We start from the raw sequence: 24976 nt of genomic DNA, 5'->3' as shown, positions 1-24976 counted from the left end.
CCTGTTGGATTTCACTGGCGCGCAGCACAGTGGGGGGAGGTGAAACTAGCTGAGCTGACCGGGCTCTGCTTTCATGGGCGATCGAAGATAGAAGGCACTTATGTAGAAGGCATTTGGGGTTGAAGCTCCGAGATCTTGTTTCTTGATTGCACTAATAAATTCGATCGCCTGTACCAGCAATTTTTCCGGTCAGAATGCGGCGCGGATGCCGCCAGCAATACTCCCAATATTCGATCGACCTTGACAAGATCGATCGACAACTTCTCGGTATTTTGCTACATGGTTAGCAGTTAATAGTTAGTGATTAGCAGTTAGTATAAATACAACTAACAATTAACAACTAACATCAACCGCCAACTAATTACTAGCAAAATAAGACTTACAGGGCTTACACGCGGCGAGAAACTAGGTTTCTTTATGACTGCCGCGCTGAAAACACCCAGATTATTTACGAGAAACCGGGTTTTTCGTGACTTATAACTAGGTGAGCAGGGTGATGCTAGGAATCAACCAGTTTTGACAATTGTTAATATGGCAGTATAGGTTGAAAAAACTTACGGCCAAACACGATAGTACAAATTTTCAGACAACAGAGAACATCGAGAAATTAAGGAAACTCACTCAACTTTTTTTATGAATTTCACTGAAATTTTAAGTGCCGATGAACTTTTAATTAGACATAGAAACGGGGAACGAGATTTTCGAGGGGCTAACCTCATTGAAGCTCATTTGAGTGAAGCTAATCTCAGTCGAACAAATTTGAGCAGCGCTAATTTGAAAGGCGCCAACTTAATTAAAAGCAAACTGATTGCAGCTAATTTAAACGGCGCCGACTTGAGCGGGGCTAATTTGTCTAAGGCGAAATTAATTGAAGCTAACCTCGGGAGTTCTAGTTTAACTGGAACTGTGGCGCTCGGAGCAGATTTTAGCGGGGCCAATCTCAGTGGAGCAATATTGTCTCAGGCTGACTTGAGCAAAGCTGTAATGACGGGAGCGAGTTTAGTAGGAGCTTGTTTGCTAAGCGGCTCAAAACTAACTGAGGCTAATTTGAGCGGGGCGACGCTGAGCCGAGCAATTATGAGCGGGGTTGACTTAAGCAGAGCAAATCTGACGAGAGCGATTCTCAGCGAGGTAGACTTGACCGGGGCAAACCTGAGCGGAGCAACTTTAACTCGGGCTCATCTCAATCGCGGAAATCTCAGCGGCGTCAATTTGGTTGGGGCTTCTTTGAGCGAAGCAAGTCTGCGGGAGGCATCTATTTGCGCTGCTAATTTGAGCGGTGCTGACTTGAGCGGTGCTGACTTGCAATCGGCCAATCTAAATGGCTCTAATTTGAGCGGTGCCGACTTGCAGGGAGCTAATTTGAGTAAAGCTAATTTAAATGGTTTGATTCTGCACAATGCTGATTTGAGGGCTGCGAATTTGAACAAAGCTTCTTTGCGGGGAGCTAACTTGAGCGGTGCGAATTTGGCAGGTGCTAGCTTGCTGGAAGCGGATTTGCGGGGGGCGAATTTGAGTCACGCCAATTTGTCGGGAGCGGGTTTGCTGCTAAGTTCTCTGACAGGGGCGAATTTGACAGGAACTAATTTGTCCGAGGCTAATTTGATTGGGGCAAGCTTGAATGTTGATAATTTGAATGAAGCAGCTTTGGGCGGGGCGATTTTGCCGAATGGAGCTACTCACAGCCGGGATTGATAAGTTGATTAAGCGAAAATAGTTTTGAGTTTTAAGTTAAATAATCTTTAATTTAAAACTCAAAACTTTTGACAATAAAGAATTCAGGAGTCAGGAGTCAGAATCCAGTTATCGGTTGTGGGGGGCGGGTTTAATAGATTGTCGATCGCAGACAATCTATTAAAATTCGGACTCAGCGATGCAGTCTCAGAGGCAATTTCAGCATTGCTTTGACTAACTCATTCGCTTCGACAGGTTTTGCAACATGATGTTGAAACCCAGCAGCAAGAGCTTGTTTCCGATCAAAGTCTCCAGCATAAGCAGTCAGGGCGATCGCCGGAATTTGCCCGCCCTGCTCTGGTGGTAGAGTTCTAACTTGCCGCACTAGCATATAGCCATCCATCTCTGGCATTCCGATGTCGCACAGGAGGATATCGAAGGGTGTGGTTGAGAGCAGTTGCAGCGCCTCGATCGCAGACCCAACGGCAGTGACTTTGGCTCCGGCTTGTTCCGCTACAAACGCCACAAACTCGCGTGAATCGCGTTCATCATCCACCACCAGCACGCGCAGATTTGCCAGATCGAGCTCGTCAGATCGAGCTTCAGCCCCAGCGGCAACTTCTTCAACCGGATTCGCGGTATGCAAGAGCGGAAGTTCAACGGTGAAGGTGGCTCCCTGTCCTTCACCCCTACTCTCAACCCAAATTCTGCCGCCGTGCAGTTCCACAATTTGACGCGCGATCGCCAGCCCCAATCCCAAACCCCCAAATTTACGAGTTATGGCTCCATCCTCTTGCCGAAAATGCTCAAACACATAAGGCAGAAACTCAGGATTGATGCCTTTTCCAGTATCGGTGACAAGAATCTGGGCATGAGTTCTAGTTTGGGTTAACCTAACAGTAATTTGCCCGCCTTCAGGGGTGAATTTCACGGCATTGGATAAAAGATTCCAGATTACTTGCTGCAAACGCCCGGAATCGCCAATTACCATTCCCTGGGAGGGTGAACAGGTTGTTTGAATTTGCAGTGACTTAGCTTCGGCGGCTAGTCGAACGGTTTCTAAAGCGGCCGAAATCACCATATTCAAGTCAACGGACATCCGATTCAAACTCAGTTTGCCGCTCAGAATGCGGGAGATGTCGAGCAAGTCATCAATCAGTTGTGACTGGAGTCGCGCGTTGCGTTCGATCGTGGCAAGGGCGCTAGCCGTTTTTGCCGCATCAAGTTTGCTTTGCTGCAACAGCTTCGACCAGCCGAGAATGGGATTGAGCGGCGATCGCAACTCGTGAGACAGCACCGCCAAAAACTCATCTTTAATTCGGTTGGCAGTTTCGGCGGCTTCCCGTGCGGTTTGTTCTCGTTGTAGGATTTGTTCTCGTTCGACTTCGATGCGCTTGCGATCGCTAATATCTTTGAACACGACGGCAACTTTTCGCGCTTCTAGCTGCCCGGTGCGGCAGGCATAAACGTCGAACCAACGGTTCATTGCTTCAGAGCCATTCTCCAACCGAACAGCTTCACCTGTCAGGGCGACTTGAGCGTAAATCTTAATCCAGTGGTCTTCAAAATCGGGGACTAACTGACGCACGGTTCTACCAACGGCTTGTCGAAGTCCCGTTTGTTGCTCGAACGCCGGATTGGTTTCTAAGAAGCGGTAATCGATCGGCGTGTCATTGGCATCAAACAGCATTTCAATGATGCAAAAGCCTTCATCGATCGACTCAAACAGCGTTCGATAGCGTTCCTCCGATTGGCGCAGGGCTGCTTCCGCTTGAATTCGATCGGTGACATTCCTGAAATAAACGGTGATTCCCTGTGCCGCAGGGTAGGTGCGGACTTCGTACCAACGATCGTGGTCGGGATAAAACGCCGTAATTGATGCAGGCACGCGATCGCGCATTGCGCTCCTATAGATCGGCTCCAACTCGTTGCCAATCAGTCCTGGGTATTCTTCCCATAAATTCTTGCCAATCAAATCACCCGGAGTGCGATCGAGCAGTTTTTCGGCGAATTGATTGGCGTAGGTGAACCGCCAGGTCTCATCCAGGGCCAAGAATGCTTCAGCAATACTCTCCAGAATATTCCGGCTCTGATCCTCGCTTTCACGCAAGGCTGCTTCCGCCCGTTGGCGATCGTTTTCGACGCGCACGCGATCGGTGATGTCAACGGCAGCGCCGTAAATCACTTGCTCGCCTGGGTACGGCTGGGCGTTCCAGAGCAACCAGCGGTAGGAACCGTCTTTGTGTCGGTAACGGTTTTCAAACCTAAAGGTTTCGTTGCCCGAGAAAAGACTATCGCTTTCTGCAATGGAGGGGTCCAGATCTTCTGGGTGGACAAACTCAGTCCACGGGCGGGATGTCATTTCCTCTGGTGTCCAGCCGAGGATTCGTTCAAAGGTGGGGCTTACCCAGTGGAAATACCCGTTTATGCCCGTAATCACTTGCAAATCCGAAGCGACGGCAAGAAACCGTTCCCGTTCCTGCTCAATTTTTTTGCGATCGTTGATATCCCGAAAGAAAAAAGACAGCCCCGTCGGGGAAGGATAAACGTGAACCTCAACCCACAAATCAAACGGGGCATAATATTCCTCAAAGTCCACCGCGATTTGCTCGCTGAGCGATCGGCGATACTGGATTTCAAACTGATTGCCGATCGTGCCTGGGAAGGCTTCCCACATCGTTTTGCCCAGAATTGCTTCTAAAGGAGTTCGCGACAGTCGTTGTGCCGCTTCGTTGGCATAGGTAATGCGAAAGTCGAGATCCATTGCCATAAACCCATCGGTCACGCGCCCCAGAAGGGTTCGCTCTCGCACTGTTGCTTCCTGTCGCAGCCGTGCCAGCTTCAAACTTGCTTCTACCCTTGCTAGCAGTTCGCGCCCCGAGAACGGTTTAATCAGATAGTCGTCGGCTCCAGCTTCGAGTCCTTCGATGCGAGATTCTTCGCCTGCGCGGGCTGATAATAGAATGATGGGAATGTCTTGGGTTGCGAGATTAGAACGCAGCGATCGCAACAACTCAAACCCATCCATCCCCGGCATCATCACATCCGTTAATACCAAATCAGGGGGATTTTTCTTTATAGCGGTCAAAGCGGCAACGCCATCGGCGACGGTTTGAACAATATAAGAACCGCTCAGGAGTCGTCGAATATAATCGCGCATATCAGCGTTATCATCTGCTAATAAGATTTTCGATTGAGCGGCCCGATCGGCTGGTGCCTGATTTAAGTTAGTAGGATTATTGTCTAATTCAAAATCCAAAATCGGCAATCTAAAATCGCCTTCTGGCAACCAGCGTTGAGCTTCTTCAACATAGGGCATAGCGCCTAACGCCGTTGATGCTAACGTGCGACTGGCACCAATGCGCTCCGGCGGCAGATGTGCTGTTCCGGTGGGAATCGTCACCGTAAAGCAACTTCCCTCCCCAAAAGTGCTGCTGACATCAAGCTTTCCACTGTGTAGTTTCACGAGTTCTTGCACTAGCGATAGCCCAATGCCAGAGCCTTCAAAACTCCGCCCTTGCGAGTTTTTGATTCGATGAAATCGCTCAAATAAATGCGGTAGTTCTTCGGAGGGAATACCGACTCCTGTATCTGCAACTGATAATTCAACCCCATTTTCGACGCACTGCAATCGAACAGTAATGGTTCCTGCTAAGGTAAACTTAAAGGCATTTGATAATAGATTGAGAACGATTTTTTCCCACATTTCGCGATCGACATAAATCGCTTCGGGCAAGGGTGGACAGTCAACAATTAGCGACATTCGGGCCCGTTCAATCAGCGAGCGAAAAGTGCTGGCAAGTTCTGCCGTATAGGTTGCCAAATCTACAGGTTCATAAGCTGCCTCCACTCGACCTGCTTCGATGCGCGAGAAATCGAGCAAGCTATTGACGAGTTTGAGCAACCGGATTCCGTTCCGCTGCACCAGTAGTAATTGTTCGCGTTCTTGAGGTGGAATTGTTCCATCCAGATTCGCGATCGTTTCTTCCAACGGCGACAGCATTAAGGTCAGGGGCGTGCGGAATTCGTGCGAAACATTGCTAAAAAACGTGGTTTTAGCACGGTCTAACTCAGCTAATGCTTCGGCACGTTTACGCTCTTCTTCGTAAGCGTGGGCGTTGGCGATGGCTGTTGTCACCTGGCCTGCCATCAAGTCAAAAAAACCTTTGTAATCATCATCAAACGTTCTAAGCGGACTCACTCCAGCAATCAGAAACCCGAAGGTTTCTCCCGATCGAGTTAGTGGTAGAACAACTGCTTGATGAGGAGATTGGGACCACGCGCCGCCCGGTAAAAGTCCAAATTGCGCCTCCAAATCTTCAATGATTCTGCTTTCGCCCGTCTCCATGACTTGCTTCAATTGCCACTGGCACTTGTGGGCGGATGTAAGCTCGATCGCCTCACAAGAGGCAAGGGTTCCGGCTGCTAACCTTGTTGTACCTGCGAGTCGTGCGATCTCGCTTTCGCCATCGAGTAGATAAAACAGCGCAAACGGGATGTCATAGGCGTTCTTGGTCAATACGGTGGCGGAAATTTCGCAAGCTGCTTCTACCGTCTTGGCAGTGACTGTTTCTGCGGCTAATTCGCGCAACGTTGCCAAGCGGCGATCGCTCAACACGCGCTGAGTGTCCTCGCTACAGGCGCAGAAAACGCCCCCCACTGGAACATCATCATTCGCCACCGGACTGTAGGAAAAGGTAAAGTAGGTTTCCTCTGTATACCCGTTGCGCTCCATTACCAGAAGCAATTCTTGATTCCACGTCGATTGTCCCTGGTTCAAAACCGCTTCTGCTTGCGGCCCTAGCGTGTCCCAGATTTCAGCCCATACCCGTGAGGCAGGCTGACCTAGTGCTTGCGGATGTCGCTTGCCGAGGATAGGAATGTAAGCATCGTTATAAAACTTGGTCATCTGCTGTCCCCACCAGACGAACATGGGGTAGCGAGAGCCTAAGATGATCCGAATCGCGGTTTTCAAGCTTTGAGGCCAGGTTTCGACAGCCCCCAGCGGCGTTTGCGACCAGTTGTGCGATCGCATCAGCATCGCCATCTCGCTATTGCCTGCAAAAATCTGTTCAACGAGTTGAGACTGCCGGATCATGCGCTTGTCCTTCCATTGGGCCCACACAAACGGGCAACGATCTTCATTATCTAGGCTGACCGGGCGGGTTTAGGTAGGTGATGCCAGAAACCCAGCGGCGATCGCCGGTTGCTGGTTAACTTGTCCAGCATAGGCTGCCAGAGCGATGGCCGGAATCTGCCCGCCGGGCGATCGCCCTTGGAGTTGGCGAATTTTACGCATGAGAGCAGAGCCGTCCATCTGCGGCATTTGGATATCATATCAATTCGGCCACAGCCGGAACGAGCGAGCTTTGGTTTTTTTACCCAATGGAAACCAGAGATCGCTTGAATCAAAAAAGGTGGTTTGAGAAGAACAAGGCAGCACTGAAATAATACGAATTCCATTAGTGAGTGGCATCTGCCTGTGAGACAGTTTGACCCCACCATAAAGCCAGCGCTTGGTGGTGGGTATTTCTCCTAATCTTCATTTTTCTTTGTGAAACATACTTGCACAATTTTTGACATCGTGCTAACGTTAAAAGGTTTGAGACTTAACATCAATAGAGGTAAAACCCCGCAGAATGAAACAATTGGGAACCCATCTGGTCGCTGATGCTTGGCAGTCTCCTGGAGACTTGCTTAACGATCCTGAACGTATCCGCCGCGCTATTCTCGATGCGATCGAAGCCGGAGGAGCTACTCTCATCGATTTGTGCGTACACCAGTTTAGTCCTCACGGAGTGACAGCTACTGCTACTTTGGCAGAGTCTCATATAGCAATCCATACTTGGCCTGAACACGGTTATTTTGCTGCAGACTTATTTTTCTGCGGAGCCGGCGACCCTCACCGAGCCATGAAGGTGCTACAGACCGCTTTGGAAGCTAAACAGGTAAAACTCACTGAGTTCACGCGCGGTTTCGAGCCAGGGGTGGGAATCGTAGGTTCTGCTTGTGAAGAGCAGTATGCCCCTCGTTCAGTAGAAACGAGTGCCGCCAGAGGATGATGGCCAATTAGCGTAACTTTGAACAATTTATGCTAGGTTTTGTTTAAAATCCCACGGCTGGAGTCGTGGGATTCTTGTTGGAATTTACTTTTTCATTAATAAAGGGCGAACAACTAAATAACCTGCACCGAAAGCTGCAATCACAATCAGAAAAATCGCGCTCGCCAACCACAATCCACTTAAGTCTGAGGTTTTTTTGAGTTGAGGTCGGACACGGTAAGGAGTTTCCGACACCTCTGTAAATAATTTTTCGGGAAGTGGCTGCGGTATCGAGGCGGGTGTTGGCTCCGGTTCCGGTAGTGGGAAAGGGAAAGCCACTGTCTGAGGTGGTTGAGGTACGGCAGAATTAGTCTGCGAGGTTGGAGGTGGTGGGGGCGGAGGTTGAACGCTGAAATTGAATTTGACTGACGGCATTTGAGGCATCCCTGTCTGGGTGACGCTCTGAGCCGAGTTGACTACTTGCTGTAACTGTTGGGATACTTGAACTACTGTTTCTACTTCTCGCCGCAGTTGTTGATTTTGTTGGACTAATTGCTGATTGTGGGTTTTGAGGGAGTCCACCATCGCTTGGGCTGCTTGCAGCTCTGCCGTGACTTCTCGATAGAGGGAAATCGGTACCGATGGAGAGTAACTATTTGAGTTTTCAGGGGAAGTATTGTCAGATAAGGTAGTATTTTGCATAATTATTGTAGATGGCGAGGGTGAACTTGTTTTAGTTTAGCCTGAGAGTATTTGCAATTAGATCGATCGCAACACAATTCGTCAAGATATTTGTTACATATATTGAACGTAAATTTAATTTAATGTTACAAGTTTTTAGTCAATCGCTATGAACAACTACGCACCGGAACAAACTATGTCGCAAAAGTCAAGCACCGAGGAAATGAAATACGGCGAACGCCAGATTTTGGAAGGCGAGTTAATTACTTTCCCGAATCCGCGAGTCGGGCGGCGCTACTCGATTAACATTACTTTGCCGGAGTTTACTTGCAAGTGTCCATTTTCTGGCTATCCAGATTTTGCGACAATTCACGTTACTTATGTGCCCGACGAGCGGGTGGTAGAGTTAAAGGCGCTGAAACTGTACGTTAATAGTTATCGCGATCGCTACATTTCTCACGAAGAATCGATCAATCAAATTTTAGACGATTTTGTGGCGGCTTGCGCGCCGCTGGAAGCGACGATTAAGGGCGATTTTTCGCCGCGGGGGAACGTCCACACCGTGATTGAGGTGTCGCATCAGAAGTAGAAGGCTCAGCCTTTAAATGTGCGTTATCAGGGGTGTTAGATACCCGACTTCTTTAAGAAGTCGGGTATCTGAGTATTCTGTTTTTTTAGCCCTTGCTCACTTAACGAGATAAATTGTTATCAAAGACTAAAGATTATCCGCTGCTGGTTGGAGGCGGTATTGTTCGCGGACGCTCAATAACTTAGTCTTTGAACCCTTTGGTTCTAAGGCTTTCGTCAGCCAAAGCTCTTGCTGATGCTTGAGGTTTATAGCCCGCCGGATTTCTTTCACCTCCTCCAGACAAATACCTAGCTTATCTGCCATCCGGTTATGAAGATTCAATTCTGACCAATCAATTTTGCCATCAGCAACGGCAATCTCCCAAGCTGTACATAATATTAGGCGATGCTTTAGTCGCTCTTTATTGCTTTGACTACAACTTTTTTCCCGATGTTCTTCATCAAAAAGAATACTCGTTTCCATGATTTCATCAAAACTATGCCGTTGTTCTATGGCTTTCCGAACCAAATCTCGCTCTTCCTTTCTCATACCGGAAGTAGTCATCAATCTATCTATACTATCTTTCTCCTTGTCATCTAATTTACCGTCAATCCAAGCTATTGGTAAAGCAGCCATAATTATCTCTGATAAAAACTTGCTCATCTTGGCAGCTTCTTCTTGATTTTCCCACCCCTTCAGACCGCTGTAAATCCCGACAGTTGCTAATACTCCCAGTCCAACAGGAGCAGCAAATGTTAGTAATGAGTAGTACCCTGCACTGACAACAATACCCGTTGAACTCCCCACCAAGCCCCCAATCAAAGGAATGCTGTGGATTGTTGTCCAAATACTAGCCGGCGCAAATACTGAGGTCGCAACTGCTGAAGCGCCAACACCAGCCAAAGCCCCTACAGTTGCACCTGTCCCTAGTGCAAAAGCATCTTTTGTCCAATCTTGCCCCTTATTTTGCTTTAATAAGTCGGCACTTATACCTTCATACTCTGCAACTGAATTTTTACCAACATATAAATTCAATCCTTCTAATTCACGATCGATATAGCTTTGATAAGATTTATCACTAAAGTTGATGCCACGCTTACAGCCCTCTTCATAAATTTTCTGGCTGGCCTCGTTAATAGTAGATTTAACTTTCTTCCAGGATTGGCCAAAAATATCTTTTAAATCTTTAATATCGGTTTCTATGTCATTTAATCCAGCAAAACCTTTTCCTCTTAGTCGCTCTAAGTAATAGCCTTTATTCATGTCAAAAATCATATCTAAAAGTGCCAGTGCCACCACAAGAGCAATAGCGCCAGCAATGGGACTGGTAATAGCACCGATCAGGGGTACACCCGTCCAAGGTATAACGGAATAAGCCATGAAAGTCACAATGCTACTAATTACCAGTAGTCCAACAGTAATAATTTTTCGCTCTTTGGCAGATGAGTCAATATCTGAATACAAAATTTTGAGGAGCCGAATATATGAGGGAATTTTGGGAATGCGAGTCAGAGCGAACTTGATAACAGGAGCCAGTACAGGAATCAAAAGAGCGAAAAGCGCACTGAGTATAGGTAAAACTGTTTGAAGGACAAAAGGAACGATAATTGGCATAAAAAAATACCAGGATAAGTTGATCCATAGTTATTGAGTTTTTTAAAATTTAAATAACTATTGGTAGATGATATCTCTTGTTGTGAAGATTTACAATTGTATAGTCACTGACTTTTATTAAAAATTACCTGATTAGCAGTACCATAATTTACGTAAATTCACTTATTTTCCGATATAAAATCTATTGCATTCGTGTCACCAACCAGGCTCAAACCCATAATGAAGGTCGCTTGTAGTCGAGTCTCTATCTCCCTAAATCCCCTTAAAAAGGGAGTAGGGCGTGACTTTGAATGCTCTTCCCCCTTTTTAAGGGGCGAGGAGAGATCGAGGGGATTGTGACTCAGATAGAAGACTGATACTACCTTTTACCTGGTTGTTGACATCAATGGTGGGCAATGCCCACCATAAAATTAATTTTGACTAGCTAGAGAAGTCGGCGCTATTTCGCTCTTTTCTTCCTCTTTTTTCGATTCTGCCAACTTGTCCAAAATCTCCACAACTTCTCTTTCAAAAGTCACCTGAGCGCGATTAGTACGCCCCCCGACGTATAGTTTGCCGTCCTTTTCCAAAGCCCAAATCTGCGAGTGAGACAGATAGCTCATCAGCACGCTCAGCATCAGCAACCCGAAGCCAGTATAAACGATCGGAATGCCCGGATCGGCTTTAATTTGCAATCCCGTACTGCCTACAACTTCGTCAATTGTCAGCATCACTCCGTTAACTTCTACCGCCGTGCCTGCGCGAACTGTAGTTAACAATTTGCCATCCGTACCGTACACTAACATCGTTCCTTGCAAGTCTTTTGCTAGCAGAGAAACTCCCGCACTCAAATCAGGTTTTGTTGGAATCCAAGCACCCCAAATCCGGCCTTGACCTTGGGTGTCTAGCTGAGCCATTGGCAATTGTAAAACCGGGCTTTTGTTGAGGCGAACTCGCACGGCGGCTATTGCCCAATCTGCTTGATAAAATGTGACTCCCCGGTATCTGAGGGGCTCGTTAACGTGAATGGTTTTGCGATCGACCTCTTGGCCTGTTTTGTCCAAAACTGACAGGTCAGAGTAAAATTGGTCGATTCCGCCTTCGGGAGTATAATCAATCCAGAACCGATTAACTCGCATCGACCAATCCTTCGGTATTTGCGGCCCGGCCCAAGGCCCCGCATCCAGGATATTCTGTACCTGAAATGTTTCGCCGCTGGGAACAATTTCTTGACCTAGAAATCCCGTCATTGCGCCCCATATCGACCCAGCTAAAATAATTAGCATACTGGCGTGAACAATAATCGGGCCGACCTTGCCAATTATTCCCTTGCGAGCATAAACTTTTTCGCCTTCTCGAAATATGCGGTAGTTTTTTTGCTGCAAAAGTGGTTCTAAGGAACTTAAAGCAACTGTTTCTAATTCCGCACTGAGAGCTAATTTTTCAAACTGTTTTGGTTCTTCATAAAATTTCCAGCGGCGGGCGGCTTTTAATGCGGGAAATTGTCGGGTAAATGTGCAAGCTGTTAAGCTGCTGCCGAACAAAATTAGGATGGACAAAAACCACCAAGTGCGGTATACGTGGTCAAGTCCTGCAATTAGCACAACTTTCCAAGTTAGGAAGCCGAACAAAGCGGGGTGTTCTGGATAGTTAGATTGGTAAAAGGGTACTGATTGGCCTTGTTCGATGACAGTGCCGGAAATGCTGAAAAATGCGATCGTCAGCAGCAAGATAATTGCCAGCCGCAAATCTGCTAGCACCGGCAAGATTTCTCGCTTGAAAAACCTTTGAGGGGCAGTCGCCCAGTTTGATAGTTTAGATAGAAATACTTCTTTTGATGTCATTGGTAATTATGAAGGAAGAAGGAAGAGGGAAGAGGGAAGAAGGAAGAAGGAAGAGGGAAGAGGGAAGAAGGAAGAAAGAGGAGGGAACAACAAAACATGAATAAAATAAAATATTATTATTTTTATCGAGCAAGTCTCAATCAATTTTGAATTCTTTCTCTTTTCTTTCTTCCTTCGTGTTCTTCGCGTCTTCGCGGTTCGTTAAAAAAAACTTAATTCACGCATTCAGTAGAGATTGCTATATCTTTAAATAAAGACTGAAGTCCTTACTACTAAACTTAAGCGGGAAGGATGCGGGAAAGCAGAGAGAAAACGCCAAATCCTACTAGCAAAACACCGCTAACAGGCGTAATCCAACTCGACCACCGACGTAATTCTAACAACTTTTTAATGCTAGCAGTAAAAGTACCTGCTATAATCAGCGGAGCGACGTAGCCAGCAGCGTAAAACAGCAGCAACACACCACCTAAAACTGTATCCCCCGTTTTGGAAACCCAAGCTAAGAGTGTAGCTAAAACCGGAGTGCTGCAGGGAGACGCTACTAAACCAAAAGTTAAGCCCAATAAGTACGATCGCACCCCCGCCGGCAAATCTTTCGGCACCCACCCCACAGCGTCGAAAGACGGCATTTGTAAGGGTAAAGCTTCGAGTAAATTCAGCCCCATTAGAATAGCAATAATGCTGACAAGAATCGGCAAACCCAGGCCAATTTTGCCGTAAACTTGTCCGGCCAATGATGCTACAATACCTAAACCCGCAAGGGTGGTGGCTAATCCCAGGGAAAACCACGCAGACTGGGCTGCGGCTTGCAGGCGACTTTTTGCTTCGTATCCACCGATGTAGCCGATCGTGATCGGCAACATTGAAAGCATACAGGGCGTTAAGCTCGTTAGCAACCCTGCCAGAAAGATGACTCCGACGCTGACTAAACTGAGGTTTGTCAGTTGAGTATTTACTAAATTATTAGCAAATTGTGCGATTTCGTAAAGTTGGGTTTGCAGGGTTTCCATCAGTCGATTTTAGATTTTAGATTTTAGATTTTAGATTTTAGATTTTAGATTTTAGATTGACTCTACAGTCGAGCGATTTTAGATTTTAGATTGACTCTACAGATGAATCTGGGAGTTTCAACTAAATATATAATTTTTTTGCTCTCCACAGTCGATCGATTTTAGATTTTAGATTTTAGATTTTAGATTGACTCCACAGTCGATTTTAGATTTTAGAGAGCCTCTACAGATAAATCTGGGAGTTTAAACTAAATATCTAATTTTTTTGCTCTTCACGACTCCTGTCGGGGGCTTGTATCCCTAGGCAGGTGACTTCAGGTTCGGGGCTGTTCTGGCTTTCTTGAAAATTGTAACAGATGCGCGCAGGTTCGGTTTGAGATTTAAGATTTTAGCGATATTTACTGGTTGGGAGTTAAAAGGTCGATCGCACCCTGGTTTAAATTGATATCTTGACAGCATCCTCAACAAGCTGTTGGCAACGGGCGCAGCTTGGGAGTTAAAAGGTCGATCGCACCCTGGTTTAAATTGATATCTTGACAGCATCCTCAACAAGCTGTTGGCAACGGGCGCAGCCTATTGCACCAGATAATTCATTGACTGCGAAATCGGCGCAAAAGCCTGTCGTTGAAAGTATTCAAACAGACTTTAATTTAACTCTACTTTAAATTAAAGCCACTTTCTTCATTAATAGACCCGTCCGGCATTATTGCCCCTGCCAGCACCGCACCTCTGAGATTTGCGCCCGTTAAAATAGCGCCTTCTAAATTAGCATTGCTCAAATTTGTGACTTGTTTGGAACCTCGGAAAAAGAAGCTGTGCAAGTCAGCACCTGTTAAATTAGTGTCTGCCAAATTAGCATATTGCAAGTCAGCACCGTGCAGGGTCGCATCCATTAAATTAGCTTGGGTAAGATTGCTTCCCCAAAGTCGAGAATCTAAGACATTAGCATCTTGTAAATTGGCGCGGCTCAGATTGGCCAAAGTCAGATTAGCATCCCACAAGTTCGTGCCGTTGAAATTAGCTTCTGTCAAATTGGCTCGACTGAGATCCGTGCCTAAAATCTCAGCATTTGCTAAATTAGCGCCGGTGAGGTCGGCGTCAGAAAGATCCGCATTTTTTAAGTTAGCACCGGACAAATTAGCGCCGCTCAAATTAGCCCCGCTCAAATTAGCTTCTTGGAGATTAGCGCCCCGCAAATCTACAGTGTTCAAATCGCATTGCTTCCACAAAAAGCTGACGCACCAATTATCTTTTAATAGGTGACTCAAATCCTCCGCATTTGCGGCCATCACAGGAGGAGTTAAGTAGAGAGTGAACAGGACGATAGCCAACACCGCAGCGAAGAAAGTTTTCAGCCTCATAACTCTTTTCATTGACACTAATTTGCGCCATTAATTATTGATGTCTAATCAAAGCATAGCAAATAATTTGCAACTTCCCTCAGCAAGATTACTCAAAAATATTAGTGTAGTGAAAGGTTAATCAGGGTTGGCGCAGCCACAAACTTAATTCAGGTTGTGTTAGACCCGCTTTGAGCTAGAAACCCGGTTGATTCACAAATGCGTCGCTGCCAAACTAATATTTTTCCTAAAAACCTGGTATAAGATAACCGCAAGTTGGCTCGGGATTTGTCAGTGCAATATCGCTACAAAGTAATACTTGCTCCAGGCAGTTGCGATCGCTCTCCCAGGGGCATACCTGCAAACAATCCCGGTAGGAACTGCTCAATATGGGAAGAAATAAACCGCCCAGCTCGCCTGAAAAGCTTATATTTAAAGGGTTGTAGACGCATTTTTTCACAATTGCGATCGTCATCACTAACTAAGCCCAACTTTCATCACACAACTCAAGCCCCAGCATCACCAAATCTCATCAAACTTATCACGTTCCTGACACTACGGATATCACTGTCAGTAGCTGAAGTATGGAGGAAAATAAGAGCATACAGTTGAACACCACTCCTCCCATGCCTACTATCCCCCTTCTTCCCAGCCAATTAGTTGTCACAACTATTTTCAATTCGATCGAATCTTTGGGATTCACTAATATTGCAGGCAAAGTATTTCCGGGGGAGCAAGCTGAATCCCGACAAGAGACAAATTTAAAAGTTATTACCAAAAAGTTTTACACTAAGGGTTTAAAAAATCTCAAACAACAAGACTTGCACGGCGCTATTAAAAATTTTACTGCCACAATTAACATTAATCCGCAATTCGCCTCCGCTTACAACGATCGCGGTGTGGCTCGCTACAAATTAGGCTACAAACAATCTGCGCTTGAAGATTTAACTACAGCCATCCAACTCAATCCTTACCGAGCCAAGTATTACAGCAATCGGGGGTTTATGCTGACTCGTTTAAAACATTATACAGCGGCGATCGCAGATTACACCTCGGCACTGCTGCTCAACCCTAATGTAGCTCAATCTTACTTTAACCGAGGTGCTATCCGCCTGCAAATGGAGAATTCCCTGGCAGCACTAGCTGATTTTGAGTCAGCAATTCGCCTCGATCGCGATTTTGCTAAAGCTTACTTTAACCGAGGACTGACTAGATATAAATTGAGAGAGGTTGAGGGAGCATTTGAGGATTTTCAGAAAGCGGCAGGGCTTTTTAAGCTGCAGGGGAGAATGGATTCTTATCAAGAGGCAGTTTCTCAAATTACAAAGCTATGGTGTTAGTAGAATTTGGCAATTGGCAATTGGCAATTGAGAAATGGTCATTGATAATCAGGTAAGGTGCACCGAAGAGCACCCTACACCTATAATTATTGCCTCAGTCTTGTTAAAGTTAGCCAATACTCAAGGCGGCGTCTCTCGAAGGCAAGCTATCGACAAGGAAAGCAGAAGAAAAGTTAATTTCAAAAGCAGCATTTTGAACTGCTGCAGGAGTGGCATTTTGAACCACAGCCAAAGTAGCTCCTCCAAATTGAATGAGTGTGTTGCTGCCTGATTGGGTGAATGAGGTGTTGGATAAAGGGCTGGTTAAGCCAATACGATCGCCATCTCCCGGCCTAAAATCAAGAATTATATCGCTCGTCCCATCCAACTCCAGAATTTCACCCGTAACCCGAACAAAAGTATCTGCACCTGCGCCACCAGTGAGAGTATCGCTGTCAACATCGCCGATTAAAACATCGTTACCATCGCCGCCGATTAAAACATCCTTTCCTCTGCCGCCTCGCAAAAAGTCGTCACCAGCATCGCCATTGAGATTATCGTCGCCGAGATTTCCGTTGATAATATCGTCGTCAACACCGCCGCTAATGGAGTCGTTACCTTTGCCGCCTCTGAGAAAGTCGTCGCCTTCTTCGCCCGTGAGGGTATCGTTGCCTTGGCTGCCGTTAATTCCATCACCATACGTGGCTTCACCGAGGATGCGATCGTTTGCGCTACCTCCCACTACACCGCCGGGATTTTGCTCATAGTCTTGGGGAGTGACTTGATAGTTGTTCGGGGTGTTGGCCAATCTGAGGGGTCGCAAAGGCAGATTTGCCAAATTGGTAAGGTTAATGGAATCGTTGAGGAACTCAACATCGGTAATGATGCTAGAAACCCGACTGGGGACGATTCCGTCAACGACTTTTGCACTCGAAATGCGATCGCCCTGCTGCACCGCATTCACCGTTTCAAAACCTTGAATAACATTGCCAAAAACAGCATAATTACCATCCAAAAATGGCAAATCATCCAAAGCAAAATAAAACTGCGAAGAAGCCGAATTCAAAGCATTAGAACGAGCCATTGCCACAGCCCCGCGAGTGTGCTGCAACTGCGGCGTCTGGGTTACAACTTGGTTGTAAACAGGTTGCGCGGCCCCTTGCGGCTTAATTTCCAAAGGAATAAAACGCGCCTGATTGGTATCCGGGTCAATAAAACTACCCGTTCCCAATTGACTTGCTGGAATTGTAGAATCTCTGCTGCGCGGATCGCCTCCTTGCACCACAAAAGGCTCTGGCTGGCGCACAACTCGGTGAAACATCACCCCGTCATAAATGCCGCGTTCAACTAAGTCAACAAAATTTCCTCCAGTAATCGGGGCATTAGTGCCATCGACTTCGATCGCAACGGGTTGACCGTTAATTACCTGGACTACTATAGCTTTGCCTGTTAACGGGAGTGCAGCGCTCATGGGTAAATTGCTATTTGAGTGAGTGATCTTTGGGTTTTAGAAGCAATCCGCGAATTGCCCTTACCCATTTAATCAGAAAACTGTAAACTTGTCTTAAGTACAGTTCTACTTCTAAAATTTATGATGTCCCGTCGCAAGTTTTTTAGCACTTTATTGGCAATTTGTCTAGTTGTTCTAAGTTTCAATTTTGCCACACCTGCATTAGCCCTCGGTGGCAAGCTTCCGGCGGTGAATGAAGCGGCACCGGATTTTAGTTTGCCGACAAACAGCGGCGACGGACAAGTGTCCCTGTCCGATTATCGCGGTAAGTGGCTGGTAGTCTATTTTTATCCGAAAGACTTTACATCTGGTTGTACGATCGAAGCACGGAGATTTCAGGAAGACTTGCCGAAATACTTGGCAAAAAATACTCAAATTATTGGTATTAGCGCTGATGATGTCAACTCCCACGCGGAATTTTGCGATTCGGAAGGTTTGAAGTTTCCCCTGTTAGCTGATACTGATGGTAAAGTGAGTAAAGCTTACGGTTCTTGGATGAGTTTTATCTCCGCGCGACACAGTTTTATCATTGACCCTGAAGGTATTTTGCGCGAAACTTTTGTGAAGATTAATCCGGCGATTCATTCTAAAGAAGTGTTGGCTCGTTTGGGGGAATTGCAGGCTAACGGGTAATGCGAGGTTTCACAGTGGACGAAATACGAGAAACCGATCGCGTTCGCTTTCTCCATACCCGCAATCGCACCCTCTACAAGAACGTGCTGCGGATGAACATTGACCGCAACCTTACGCTGGCAATTCTCAATCAACTACACTGATGGCAAAGTCAGCATCAGCGGACAACATGAAGAAACCCCGATCGCCCGGGCCCGAGGGCTGGTGGAACTGCTAGACACGATCGATTTAGGACAGCCCATTGCCCTGGATGGAAATATCACTGATTTGAGCGATCGCACTCGCGATCGATCTCCAGCCAGGGGATGGCATTGTCCTCTACAGCGATGGCATTACAGAAGCCAAGAACATGGACATAGCCCAGTATGGATTGGAGCGACTCTGTGCGATCGTGAGTCAAAGTTGGCAACAATCCGCAGAGGAAATCAAACAACCAGTGATTGCAGATGTCCGCGAATTTATAGCTGGAAAAAAGCAGTTTTATGCTATCAGTTTGCTTATCCTCAAGCAGCAAAAATAGGGTGAGATTTAAGGATTTAATTAATCTTTATCGTGGCTCTTGATAGAAATTTTGGGACTGTTCTATATTCTGGCGAGCGCTAATTTATCTGGTCTGGATATTATAGCGATCGCTCTCGGTAATTTGCCAAGCCCGGTTTTTGATTAATATTCTCCAAACTTGCTCTCCACTTAGTCGAATTCCTGTTTTTTCTTCTAGATAGGTCGCTAACCTAGGCGCCCGCACTCATGTCTCTTTAATTGTCATTGGAGTCTTTATTGACAATATCGTGAGATTAGGGCGAAAATGTATTATCTAATTTTATGTGAGTATTGTTTGGGAAAATCCCCATCGCATTATTAACTAACAAATTATGCCAAAAGTTGTTTCGATACACTCCTATCGACGCGGTACAGGTAAATCTAAATTTACTGGTAACTTAGCAACTACGGTAGCCCTGCAATGTCATTGAGTCGGCCTAGTTGATACAGACGTGCCCTCGTCTGGTATTCACAACCTGTTCTGCCTGGAGCCGGAGCAAACCTCTAAAACCTTGAACAATTATCTCTGGGACAAAAGTTCGATCGCAGACGCTGTGCTGCCTATGATGTCAGTGTCAACATCGGTATAGATAGTCCAGGCAAGCTGTTTTTGATACACTCCAGTGTCAAAGCAGATGAAATTGCCAGAATTTTGAAGGACGGCTATGATGATGTCAAGCTGCTGAATGATGGGTTTCGTAGCTTGGTGAAAGCACTCAAGCTTGATTATTTATTTATTTATACCCATCCTGGCTTGTAGAAAAAGACGTTTCTCTCGATACCATCTCCCCTGTGCCGATCCTGATCTCAAGATTTTGGCTTGTATTTGTTTAATGTTGTCAAACCCGAGTACAATTTGGACGAGTGGATTGCCAGCGGTGACGGAATTAATGATTGGTAAGGCTAAACATCGCCCTTAAATTACAATTTTTATTGTAGTGAAAAAAAAGGTTATACGATACCTCAAACCTACTGCCACGAAAGAGGCTAAATCTCAAGCAATCTTCAAAGCTGTCGTCACCGTCTAAATTTATATGAGTTTCATCTATTAATGGTAATTAACTTAGATTTTTTTATAGGCATTTTTTCCATCTTTCTTGCCATTTTTTCCTCCTCTATCACCTTATAATTAACTTTGATAATGACTCCAAAAAAAGGTGAATATCTTCGCCTAGGTGGGTTAATTGGTGGTTCTTTGACAATGGGAACGGGCATCTGGGCAATCCACTTTATAGGAATGCTGGCTTATCACCTGCCAGTAGCGATCGCCTACGATTTACCTATTGTGATTGTCTTTTGGCTTGCCGCAGTCATTGCATCTGGTATCACCTTCTACAGCTTGCATCGAGGTTTTGCACACAGGTTCTCGTTGTTAATCCCCGGTATTCTCATCGGCTCTGGCATCGAAAGTATGCTTTATATTGGCATGGCGGCGATGCGAGTACCTGCCTAAATGCACCATAATTACTTGATTGTGGCACTGTCTTTCTTAGTTGCCGTTATTTTCAGATCTATAAGGAAGTCCGATGTACGACTTGACGAGATTCACTTTAAGGGACATGGCGGAATGCGGGTTGGCTCTACGCCATTTCGGCTTGGGGGTTGAAAGTATGGAAGAGGCGAGTAACAGAATTGTTAGGTATGTTTACGAAAATTTCTGTACTAAGCCAACTGGTGAGAAATCCTGCGCCCTAGTCCGTTTGTTCAAAACTCACCCTTATGAAGACTTAGAAGTCGAACTTGCCGAGTATGCCCGTAGTATGTTGGGCGACTATCCCCCTTTGCCTGCCATGAAGTGCATGACTGCACTGGCAACAGTAGGAGAAAAAACGGAATGGAACTCAAGACACACATCCGTTGGACATAAGGCTATTCCACTGGCAAGCGAATCTGTAGTCGATCAGCTACCGATGATCTCACAACTAATCAGACAGCTCGGCTTAGATATAAAAACAGTTATCAACCCTGACCCGAATCTTTTGGTAGAAATCGAGCAGAGGAAATACAACGTCTTCTATGTACCTGAAGCGATTGGCAGCCCCTATATTCCCGCTCAGGACTCCTTTGTGATTCCCTTCGGAATTAAGTCTGTGTTGGGGTTTGGTGGTCTATTACCTTCAGGCAATATGTTTGCAATTATCATGTTCTTGAAAGTCCAAATTCCTATTAGCACGGTTCAGATGTTCAGCACTCTGGCGCTGAACGTCAAGACAGCACTGCTGCCCTTCGATCGAGGAGCTGTCTTCGCTCAAAAAGATGAATCTGCTACAGCCTCTAGGCAAATATTCACAAGAAACACTGAGCAGGAGCTAGCGCAGCTTAAATCCCAAGTAGCGACTTTGAGGCAGTTGCTTGATGTTTTTGACCAATCGATCTTGGTACAATCCGATCGACTCGAACAAGCCATAGAGGAACTGGCAGACTCGGCGCAAAAGTTAGATACACTCAACCAGAGACTCAAGGAAGACAATCTTCGCATGGGTGCGGAATTGGATATCGTGCGTCAAATGCAGCAAATGATTCTGCCAAACGCTGAGGAACTGGAAATTGAAGGACTCGATATTGCTGGATACATGGAGGCTGCCGATGAAGTCGGCGGCGACTACTATGATGTTTTAAACACCGATGGCGTTGTCACTCTGGGCATCGGCGATGTCACTGGACATGGACTTGAAAGTGGCATCTTGATGCTGATGGCGCAAACCGCCGTTCGCACCCTCAAGGAAATCCCCGAAGTAGACCCAGTTCGGTTCCTGGATGTGATCAACCGCACCCTTTACAAAAACGTCCAGCGCATGAATTCCGAGAAAAGTCTTACGCTAGCGATTTTAAATTACTCCCAAGGACGCATCAGCATCAGCGGTCAACACGAAGAAGTGCTCGTCGTGCGAAACGGTGGACAGCTAGAACGTATCGACACCATGGATTTGGGCTTTCCTATTGCTCTTGACGATGACATTGTTAAGTTCATCAGTCACATTTTCATTGAGCTACACACGGGAGATGGAGTAGTCCTCTATACTGATGGGATACCAGAAGCGAAAGATATCAACAAAGTGCAATATGGAGTCGAGAAACTCTGTGAAGTGATTAGCGAGAACTGGCACAAATCGGCGACCGAAATTAAAGAAGCCATTATTGGCGATTTGTGGCGGCATATTGGTAAGCAAAAGGTATTTGATGACATCACCTTGCTGGTTTTGAAGCGACAAAGCGATGCTTCAGATGCTCATCGATAACGGCAACTGGAAGTAGGGCTACAGTTCAAAAGCTCACAACTGTTCGGAGTATTAATTTGTACGACAGCATTTAATATAGTGCAAGACTTCTTGATAGATTTGACTGCTAACGCGATCGCCTATTCTGCCATTTTCCCGTTTTATATCATCCACGAAAAAATTTAGATTAAATTCAGCGTAGGCTATTCTATCATCACTATGATTTGTCTCTGTGATTAATACTTCTGAATCTTGCCACTTTTGCCTGGGTTCTTTGAATCTATCTCGCAATCATTTATTCAACTCCATAACGTAATCATTTAAGCGAGTTTCTTGGCTCTGAGTATTGGAGATTTTTTACCATCAGGCGTAAATAATGTCCCATTCTAATTGAGGCAGTTTGTATGATTTTTGACCGCAATAATTGCTTTAAGCTAGATCTAGATTTAAAAAGTTCCGTCATTCGGGATATCAAAAGCCAAGTGCTTTTGAGTATGGTAATGGCTGCGATTATTACTATCATTTACACAAATGGATATCCAGGTACGAGCCAACCAATTTTAACGGGATTAATCCCAGTAATTCTTTTAGTATTACTATTAGTTTTTCAGACTAATGAAGCCTAAAAAAAGTGGCAAAGCTGGCTAATTGCCGATCGGAGTATATTTACTAACCGTAATGTGTCCAAAAAAATGTGGATGACAATTTGCGAACAAACTTTAGGAAATCGTCAAAAAAAAGCAGCTTTTGGGCGCTTAATGTCGGCTTTTTTTATGGCAATAAAACAGCATTTAATATACCCTGGACTTGACAATGAATTAAAAAAGTCGGTGCTTTATCCTGAACAATGTTTAGGGTTGCAATATGTCACTAATATGCCATTGAAAGTGACGCAACGGATTGGGGGGATCTAACTAAACAGTATACCCAAAAGCACATCGATAGTATTCAATTTGCCTCCCTCAATCGCTGCCTGGATCAATTAGTAGAATGTCTGTCTCGCTGCGAACGCATTTTAGCTGCACCGATGCCAAAAGCTTATTCGATTCACCTACGGCATCTATTACTTTTATATTTTTTGGCACTGCCTTTTCAGATGGTGAAAGATTTCCAATGGTGGACAATTCCCGTTGTTGGGATAGTGTCTTTTGGGTTGTTTGGGGTTGAGGCGATCGGTTTAGAAGTTGAAAATCCCTTTGGATATGATGCTAACGATTTTCCCCTGAATCGGCTTTGCAAAAAGTTGCACAACGATACCGAAGAATTAATTGCTGCTGGAACAAAGCAAGACAGCATTGAAACATCAACAGGGAAAACCCATATTCAATGAGCAGATCCGTTGTGTATGAGTTTGGCTACACATAAAAAAAACAGGATTTTTTTGATAAGTAAGACTTATATCAAAGAAAACTTTTAGAGTCTCGACTTCTTTAAAAAGTCGGGACTCTGGGTCTTCTGTAATATAAAATCTAAAATCGATTGACTTCGAGAGGTTGTGCAACAGATTCATGGTCTGATAGATTTCTCTTTCTGGTAGCCATGCGACGTTCCGGGTCAATTCCCTCAAAGGTTGGCGGCAACCAAACTCGGACTACCAACAACACTCCCAAAACCAGCAAAAATGCGCCTGTTGATAATATTTGAACCCAGGGAGCTTCCAGCACTCCCCGCACTATCACTTCTCGCAAAACTGATACAATACAAACTTCCACAGCTACGCCGATCGAAACTCTTTGTTCTTGCAAGTAAATAATTAGCAACCGAAATAATTCCACTAAAACTAATAGAAATAAAATATCGGCCGTGACTTGCTTGAAATTCAAAGGAGGTAGCAGCGAGAAGAACATTTCTCGCAGTTCTAGCACCATGAAACAAAACAAACCAATACATAGGGAAATTACAATTAAGTCTTGTACTGTTTCCAGACCGGTGACGATTAATTGCAGATTCAACCATTGAGGGGGGTGGCTGGACGAGTTGTTTAAACGCTTTTCCATTGACAGATCCTGCAACTTGTTTGACTTTCTTACAGCTTAATTGAACTTAGGTTAATCTTTGATAATTTACAGGTTTAATCTCTTTATCAGTCTCATAAAATTTTGATCGGTTGACAATTTCACACACACTTTTATTTGCCTCCCAGGTGGCTTGACATTTAGTGATAGTTTATGCTACGTGAAGGCTGCAATAAGTAGCTTTGATATCTAAAAAAGAGAAGTCTGAATGCTGAAATGCTGCAACTGCTATAAAATAGGAAAATTGTAAAGAATTATTTACCACAGCTTGATAAACTCAAGCTAGTGACTCTCGGCTTTAATCATACAAAAGCCGGAAAGTCAACCGAAAAACCAAAAGTAATCCAGAGAGGATTGAACACAATGGCATTTGAACTCGCACCATTACCCTTCGCCGCTGACGCCCTAGAACCAGCTCATATGTCGGCCAACACGTTTTCGTTCCACCACGACAAGCACCACGCTGCTTACGTCACCAATCTGAATAAACTGATTGAAGGAACTGAAATGGCGAGCAAATCCCTTGAAGAAATTGTCAAGGAATCTGCTAAAGACCCATCCAAAGCAGGCATTTTTAACAATGCAGGTCAAGTTTGGAACCACAATTTTTTCTGGAATTCCCTCAAACCGGGCGGCGGCGGCACTCCGACAGGAGCTTTAGCTGACAAAATCAACGCCGACTTCGGCAGCTTCGACAAATTCAAAGAAGAATTCAAGACTGCTGCGACAACTCAGTTCGGTAGCGGCTGGGCTTGGCTAGTTTTAGACAACGGCACTTTGAAAGTTACCAAAACTGCTAACGCTGACACCCCGGTAGCACACGGCCAAACTCCGTTGCTGACTTTGGATGTGTGGGAACACGCTTATTATTTGGATTTCCAAAACCGCCGTCCCGACTACATTACTAATTTCTTGGATAATTTGGCTAACTGGGATTTCGCAGCAGCAAATTTGGCTGCGGCTTAGTAGCATCTTAGTTTGAGGACTACA

The 24976-nt window shown here is 45.4% G+C and carries 23 protein-coding genes; 13 read left to right on the top strand and 10 right to left on the bottom strand.

Annotated features, from left to right (window positions below; translation table 11 throughout):
• Positions 1 to 633 precede the first annotated feature (633 nt).
• On the top strand, positions 634 to 1695 hold the full coding sequence (locus QUB14_RS00495) for a pentapeptide repeat-containing protein (protein WP_333213730.1): 1062 nt from the start codon (positions 634 to 636) through the stop codon (positions 1693 to 1695).
• A gap of 172 nt (positions 1696 to 1867) precedes the next feature.
• Here QUB14_RS00495 and QUB14_RS00490 read toward each other — a convergent pair whose 3' ends face one another.
• Both QUB14_RS00490 and QUB14_RS00485 read right to left on the bottom strand, forming a co-directional pair.
• Positions 1868 to 6772 carry an ATP-binding protein gene (locus QUB14_RS00490; RefSeq protein ID WP_445251801.1) on the bottom strand — a complete coding sequence of 1635 codons (4905 nt, stop codon included), beginning with the start codon at positions 6770 to 6772 and terminating at the stop codon, positions 1868 to 1870.
• A gap of 69 nt (positions 6773 to 6841) precedes the next feature.
• Positions 6842 to 6991 (bottom strand): hypothetical protein, encoded by a 150-nt coding sequence (locus tag QUB14_RS00485; protein ID WP_333213734.1) that lies wholly within the window; start codon positions 6989 to 6991, stop codon positions 6842 to 6844.
• Between the two features lie 322 nt (positions 6992 to 7313).
• Between QUB14_RS00485 and speD the strand changes: the two genes are divergently transcribed.
• Positions 7314 to 7736, top strand: coding sequence for an adenosylmethionine decarboxylase (gene speD, locus QUB14_RS00480; protein ID WP_006633984.1), 423 nt, complete (start codon positions 7314 to 7316; stop codon positions 7734 to 7736).
• 84 nt (positions 7737 to 7820) lie between these two features.
• Here speD and QUB14_RS00475 read toward each other — a convergent pair whose 3' ends face one another.
• Complete coding sequence (locus QUB14_RS00475; protein ID WP_333213736.1) at positions 7821 to 8417, bottom strand: hypothetical protein; 597 nt, start codon at positions 8415 to 8417, stop codon at positions 7821 to 7823.
• Between the two features lie 148 nt (positions 8418 to 8565).
• Here QUB14_RS00475 and queF point away from each other — a divergent pair, with 148 nt between their 5' ends.
• Complete coding sequence (gene queF / locus QUB14_RS00470) at positions 8566 to 8985, top strand: preQ(1) synthase (protein ID WP_006633986.1); 420 nt, start codon at positions 8566 to 8568, stop codon at positions 8983 to 8985.
• Between the two features lie 126 nt (positions 8986 to 9111).
• Here queF and QUB14_RS00465 read toward each other — a convergent pair whose 3' ends face one another.
• From QUB14_RS00465 to QUB14_RS00445, 5 genes are all read right to left on the bottom strand, one after another.
• Complete coding sequence (locus QUB14_RS00465; RefSeq protein ID WP_333213738.1) at positions 9112 to 10578, bottom strand: TerB family tellurite resistance protein; 1467 nt, start codon at positions 10576 to 10578, stop codon at positions 9112 to 9114.
• A gap of 410 nt (positions 10579 to 10988) precedes the next feature.
• On the bottom strand, positions 10989 to 12401 hold the full coding sequence (locus QUB14_RS00460; protein WP_333213740.1) for a cytochrome c biogenesis protein: 1413 nt from the start codon (positions 12399 to 12401) through the stop codon (positions 10989 to 10991).
• A gap of 278 nt (positions 12402 to 12679) precedes the next feature.
• A complete protein-coding gene (locus tag QUB14_RS00455; protein ID WP_445251798.1) occupies positions 12680 to 13411 on the bottom strand; it encodes a cytochrome c biogenesis protein CcdA in 732 nt (243 codons plus the stop codon).
• Between the two features lie 300 nt (positions 13412 to 13711).
• Complete coding sequence (locus tag QUB14_RS00450) at positions 13712 to 13954, bottom strand: hypothetical protein (protein WP_333213742.1); 243 nt, start codon at positions 13952 to 13954, stop codon at positions 13712 to 13714.
• Between the two features lie 113 nt (positions 13955 to 14067).
• Entirely contained in the window at positions 14068 to 14784 is a 717-nt protein-coding gene (locus QUB14_RS00445; protein ID WP_333213744.1) for a pentapeptide repeat-containing protein, read from the bottom strand.
• A 593-nt stretch (positions 14785 to 15377) separates the two neighbouring features.
• Between QUB14_RS00445 and QUB14_RS00440 the strand changes: the two genes are divergently transcribed.
• Complete coding sequence (locus QUB14_RS00440) at positions 15378 to 16091, top strand: tetratricopeptide repeat protein (protein ID WP_333213746.1); 714 nt, start codon at positions 15378 to 15380, stop codon at positions 16089 to 16091.
• A 109-nt stretch (positions 16092 to 16200) separates the two neighbouring features.
• Here QUB14_RS00440 and QUB14_RS00435 read toward each other — a convergent pair whose 3' ends face one another.
• Complete coding sequence (locus QUB14_RS00435; protein WP_333213748.1) at positions 16201 to 17541, bottom strand: peptidylprolyl isomerase; 1341 nt, start codon at positions 17539 to 17541, stop codon at positions 16201 to 16203.
• A 120-nt stretch (positions 17542 to 17661) separates the two neighbouring features.
• On the opposite strand from QUB14_RS00435, the gene QUB14_RS00430 reads away from it, so the two are divergent.
• From QUB14_RS00430 to QUB14_RS00395, 8 genes are all read left to right on the top strand, one after another.
• Positions 17662 to 18213, top strand: coding sequence for a peroxiredoxin (locus QUB14_RS00430; RefSeq protein ID WP_333213750.1), 552 nt, complete (start codon positions 17662 to 17664; stop codon positions 18211 to 18213).
• Positions 18214 to 18227: 14 nt separating this feature from the next.
• Complete coding sequence (locus QUB14_RS00425) at positions 18228 to 18356, top strand: hypothetical protein (protein ID WP_333213752.1); 129 nt, start codon at positions 18228 to 18230, stop codon at positions 18354 to 18356.
• Entirely contained in the window at positions 18313 to 18738 is a 426-nt protein-coding gene (locus QUB14_RS00420) for a hypothetical protein (RefSeq protein ID WP_333213754.1), read from the top strand. Before QUB14_RS00425 ends, QUB14_RS00420 begins: the two co-directional genes overlap by 44 nt.
• A 625-nt stretch (positions 18739 to 19363) precedes the next feature.
• Entirely contained in the window at positions 19364 to 19513 is a 150-nt protein-coding gene (locus tag QUB14_RS00415; protein WP_333213756.1) for a hypothetical protein, read from the top strand.
• Between the two features lie 381 nt (positions 19514 to 19894).
• Entirely contained in the window at positions 19895 to 20206 is a 312-nt protein-coding gene (locus QUB14_RS00410; RefSeq protein WP_333213758.1) for an MHYT domain-containing protein, read from the top strand.
• A gap of 73 nt (positions 20207 to 20279) precedes the next feature.
• Positions 20280 to 21992 carry a SpoIIE family protein phosphatase gene (locus QUB14_RS00405; protein WP_333213760.1) on the top strand — a complete coding sequence of 571 codons (1713 nt, stop codon included), beginning with the start codon at positions 20280 to 20282 and terminating at the stop codon, positions 21990 to 21992.
• 677 nt (positions 21993 to 22669) lie between these two features.
• Entirely contained in the window at positions 22670 to 22885 is a 216-nt protein-coding gene (locus QUB14_RS00400) for a hypothetical protein (protein WP_333213762.1), read from the top strand.
• Positions 22852 to 23301: a bestrophin family ion channel gene (locus QUB14_RS00395; protein WP_333297055.1), complete on the top strand. Its 450-nt coding sequence runs from the start codon at positions 22852 to 22854 to the stop codon at positions 23299 to 23301. Before QUB14_RS00400 ends, QUB14_RS00395 begins: the two co-directional genes overlap by 34 nt.
• Before the next feature lie 139 nt (positions 23302 to 23440).
• Here QUB14_RS00395 and QUB14_RS00390 read toward each other — a convergent pair whose 3' ends face one another.
• Complete coding sequence (locus QUB14_RS00390; protein ID WP_333213764.1) at positions 23441 to 23968, bottom strand: phosphate-starvation-inducible PsiE family protein; 528 nt, start codon at positions 23966 to 23968, stop codon at positions 23441 to 23443.
• A gap of 381 nt (positions 23969 to 24349) precedes the next feature.
• On the opposite strand from QUB14_RS00390, the gene QUB14_RS00385 reads away from it, so the two are divergent.
• Positions 24350 to 24952 (top strand): superoxide dismutase, encoded by a 603-nt coding sequence (locus QUB14_RS00385; protein WP_015178829.1) that lies wholly within the window; start codon positions 24350 to 24352, stop codon positions 24950 to 24952.
• Positions 24953 to 24976 lie beyond the last annotated feature (24 nt).

The sequence above is a fragment of the Microcoleus sp. B3-D2 genome, assembly GCF_036705345.1.
Classification (GTDB): domain Bacteria; phylum Cyanobacteriota; class Cyanobacteriia; order Cyanobacteriales; family Microcoleaceae; genus Microcoleus.
Note: the sequence above shows the minus strand (reverse complement) of the source record. Positions and strands in the feature narration are given on the sequence as shown.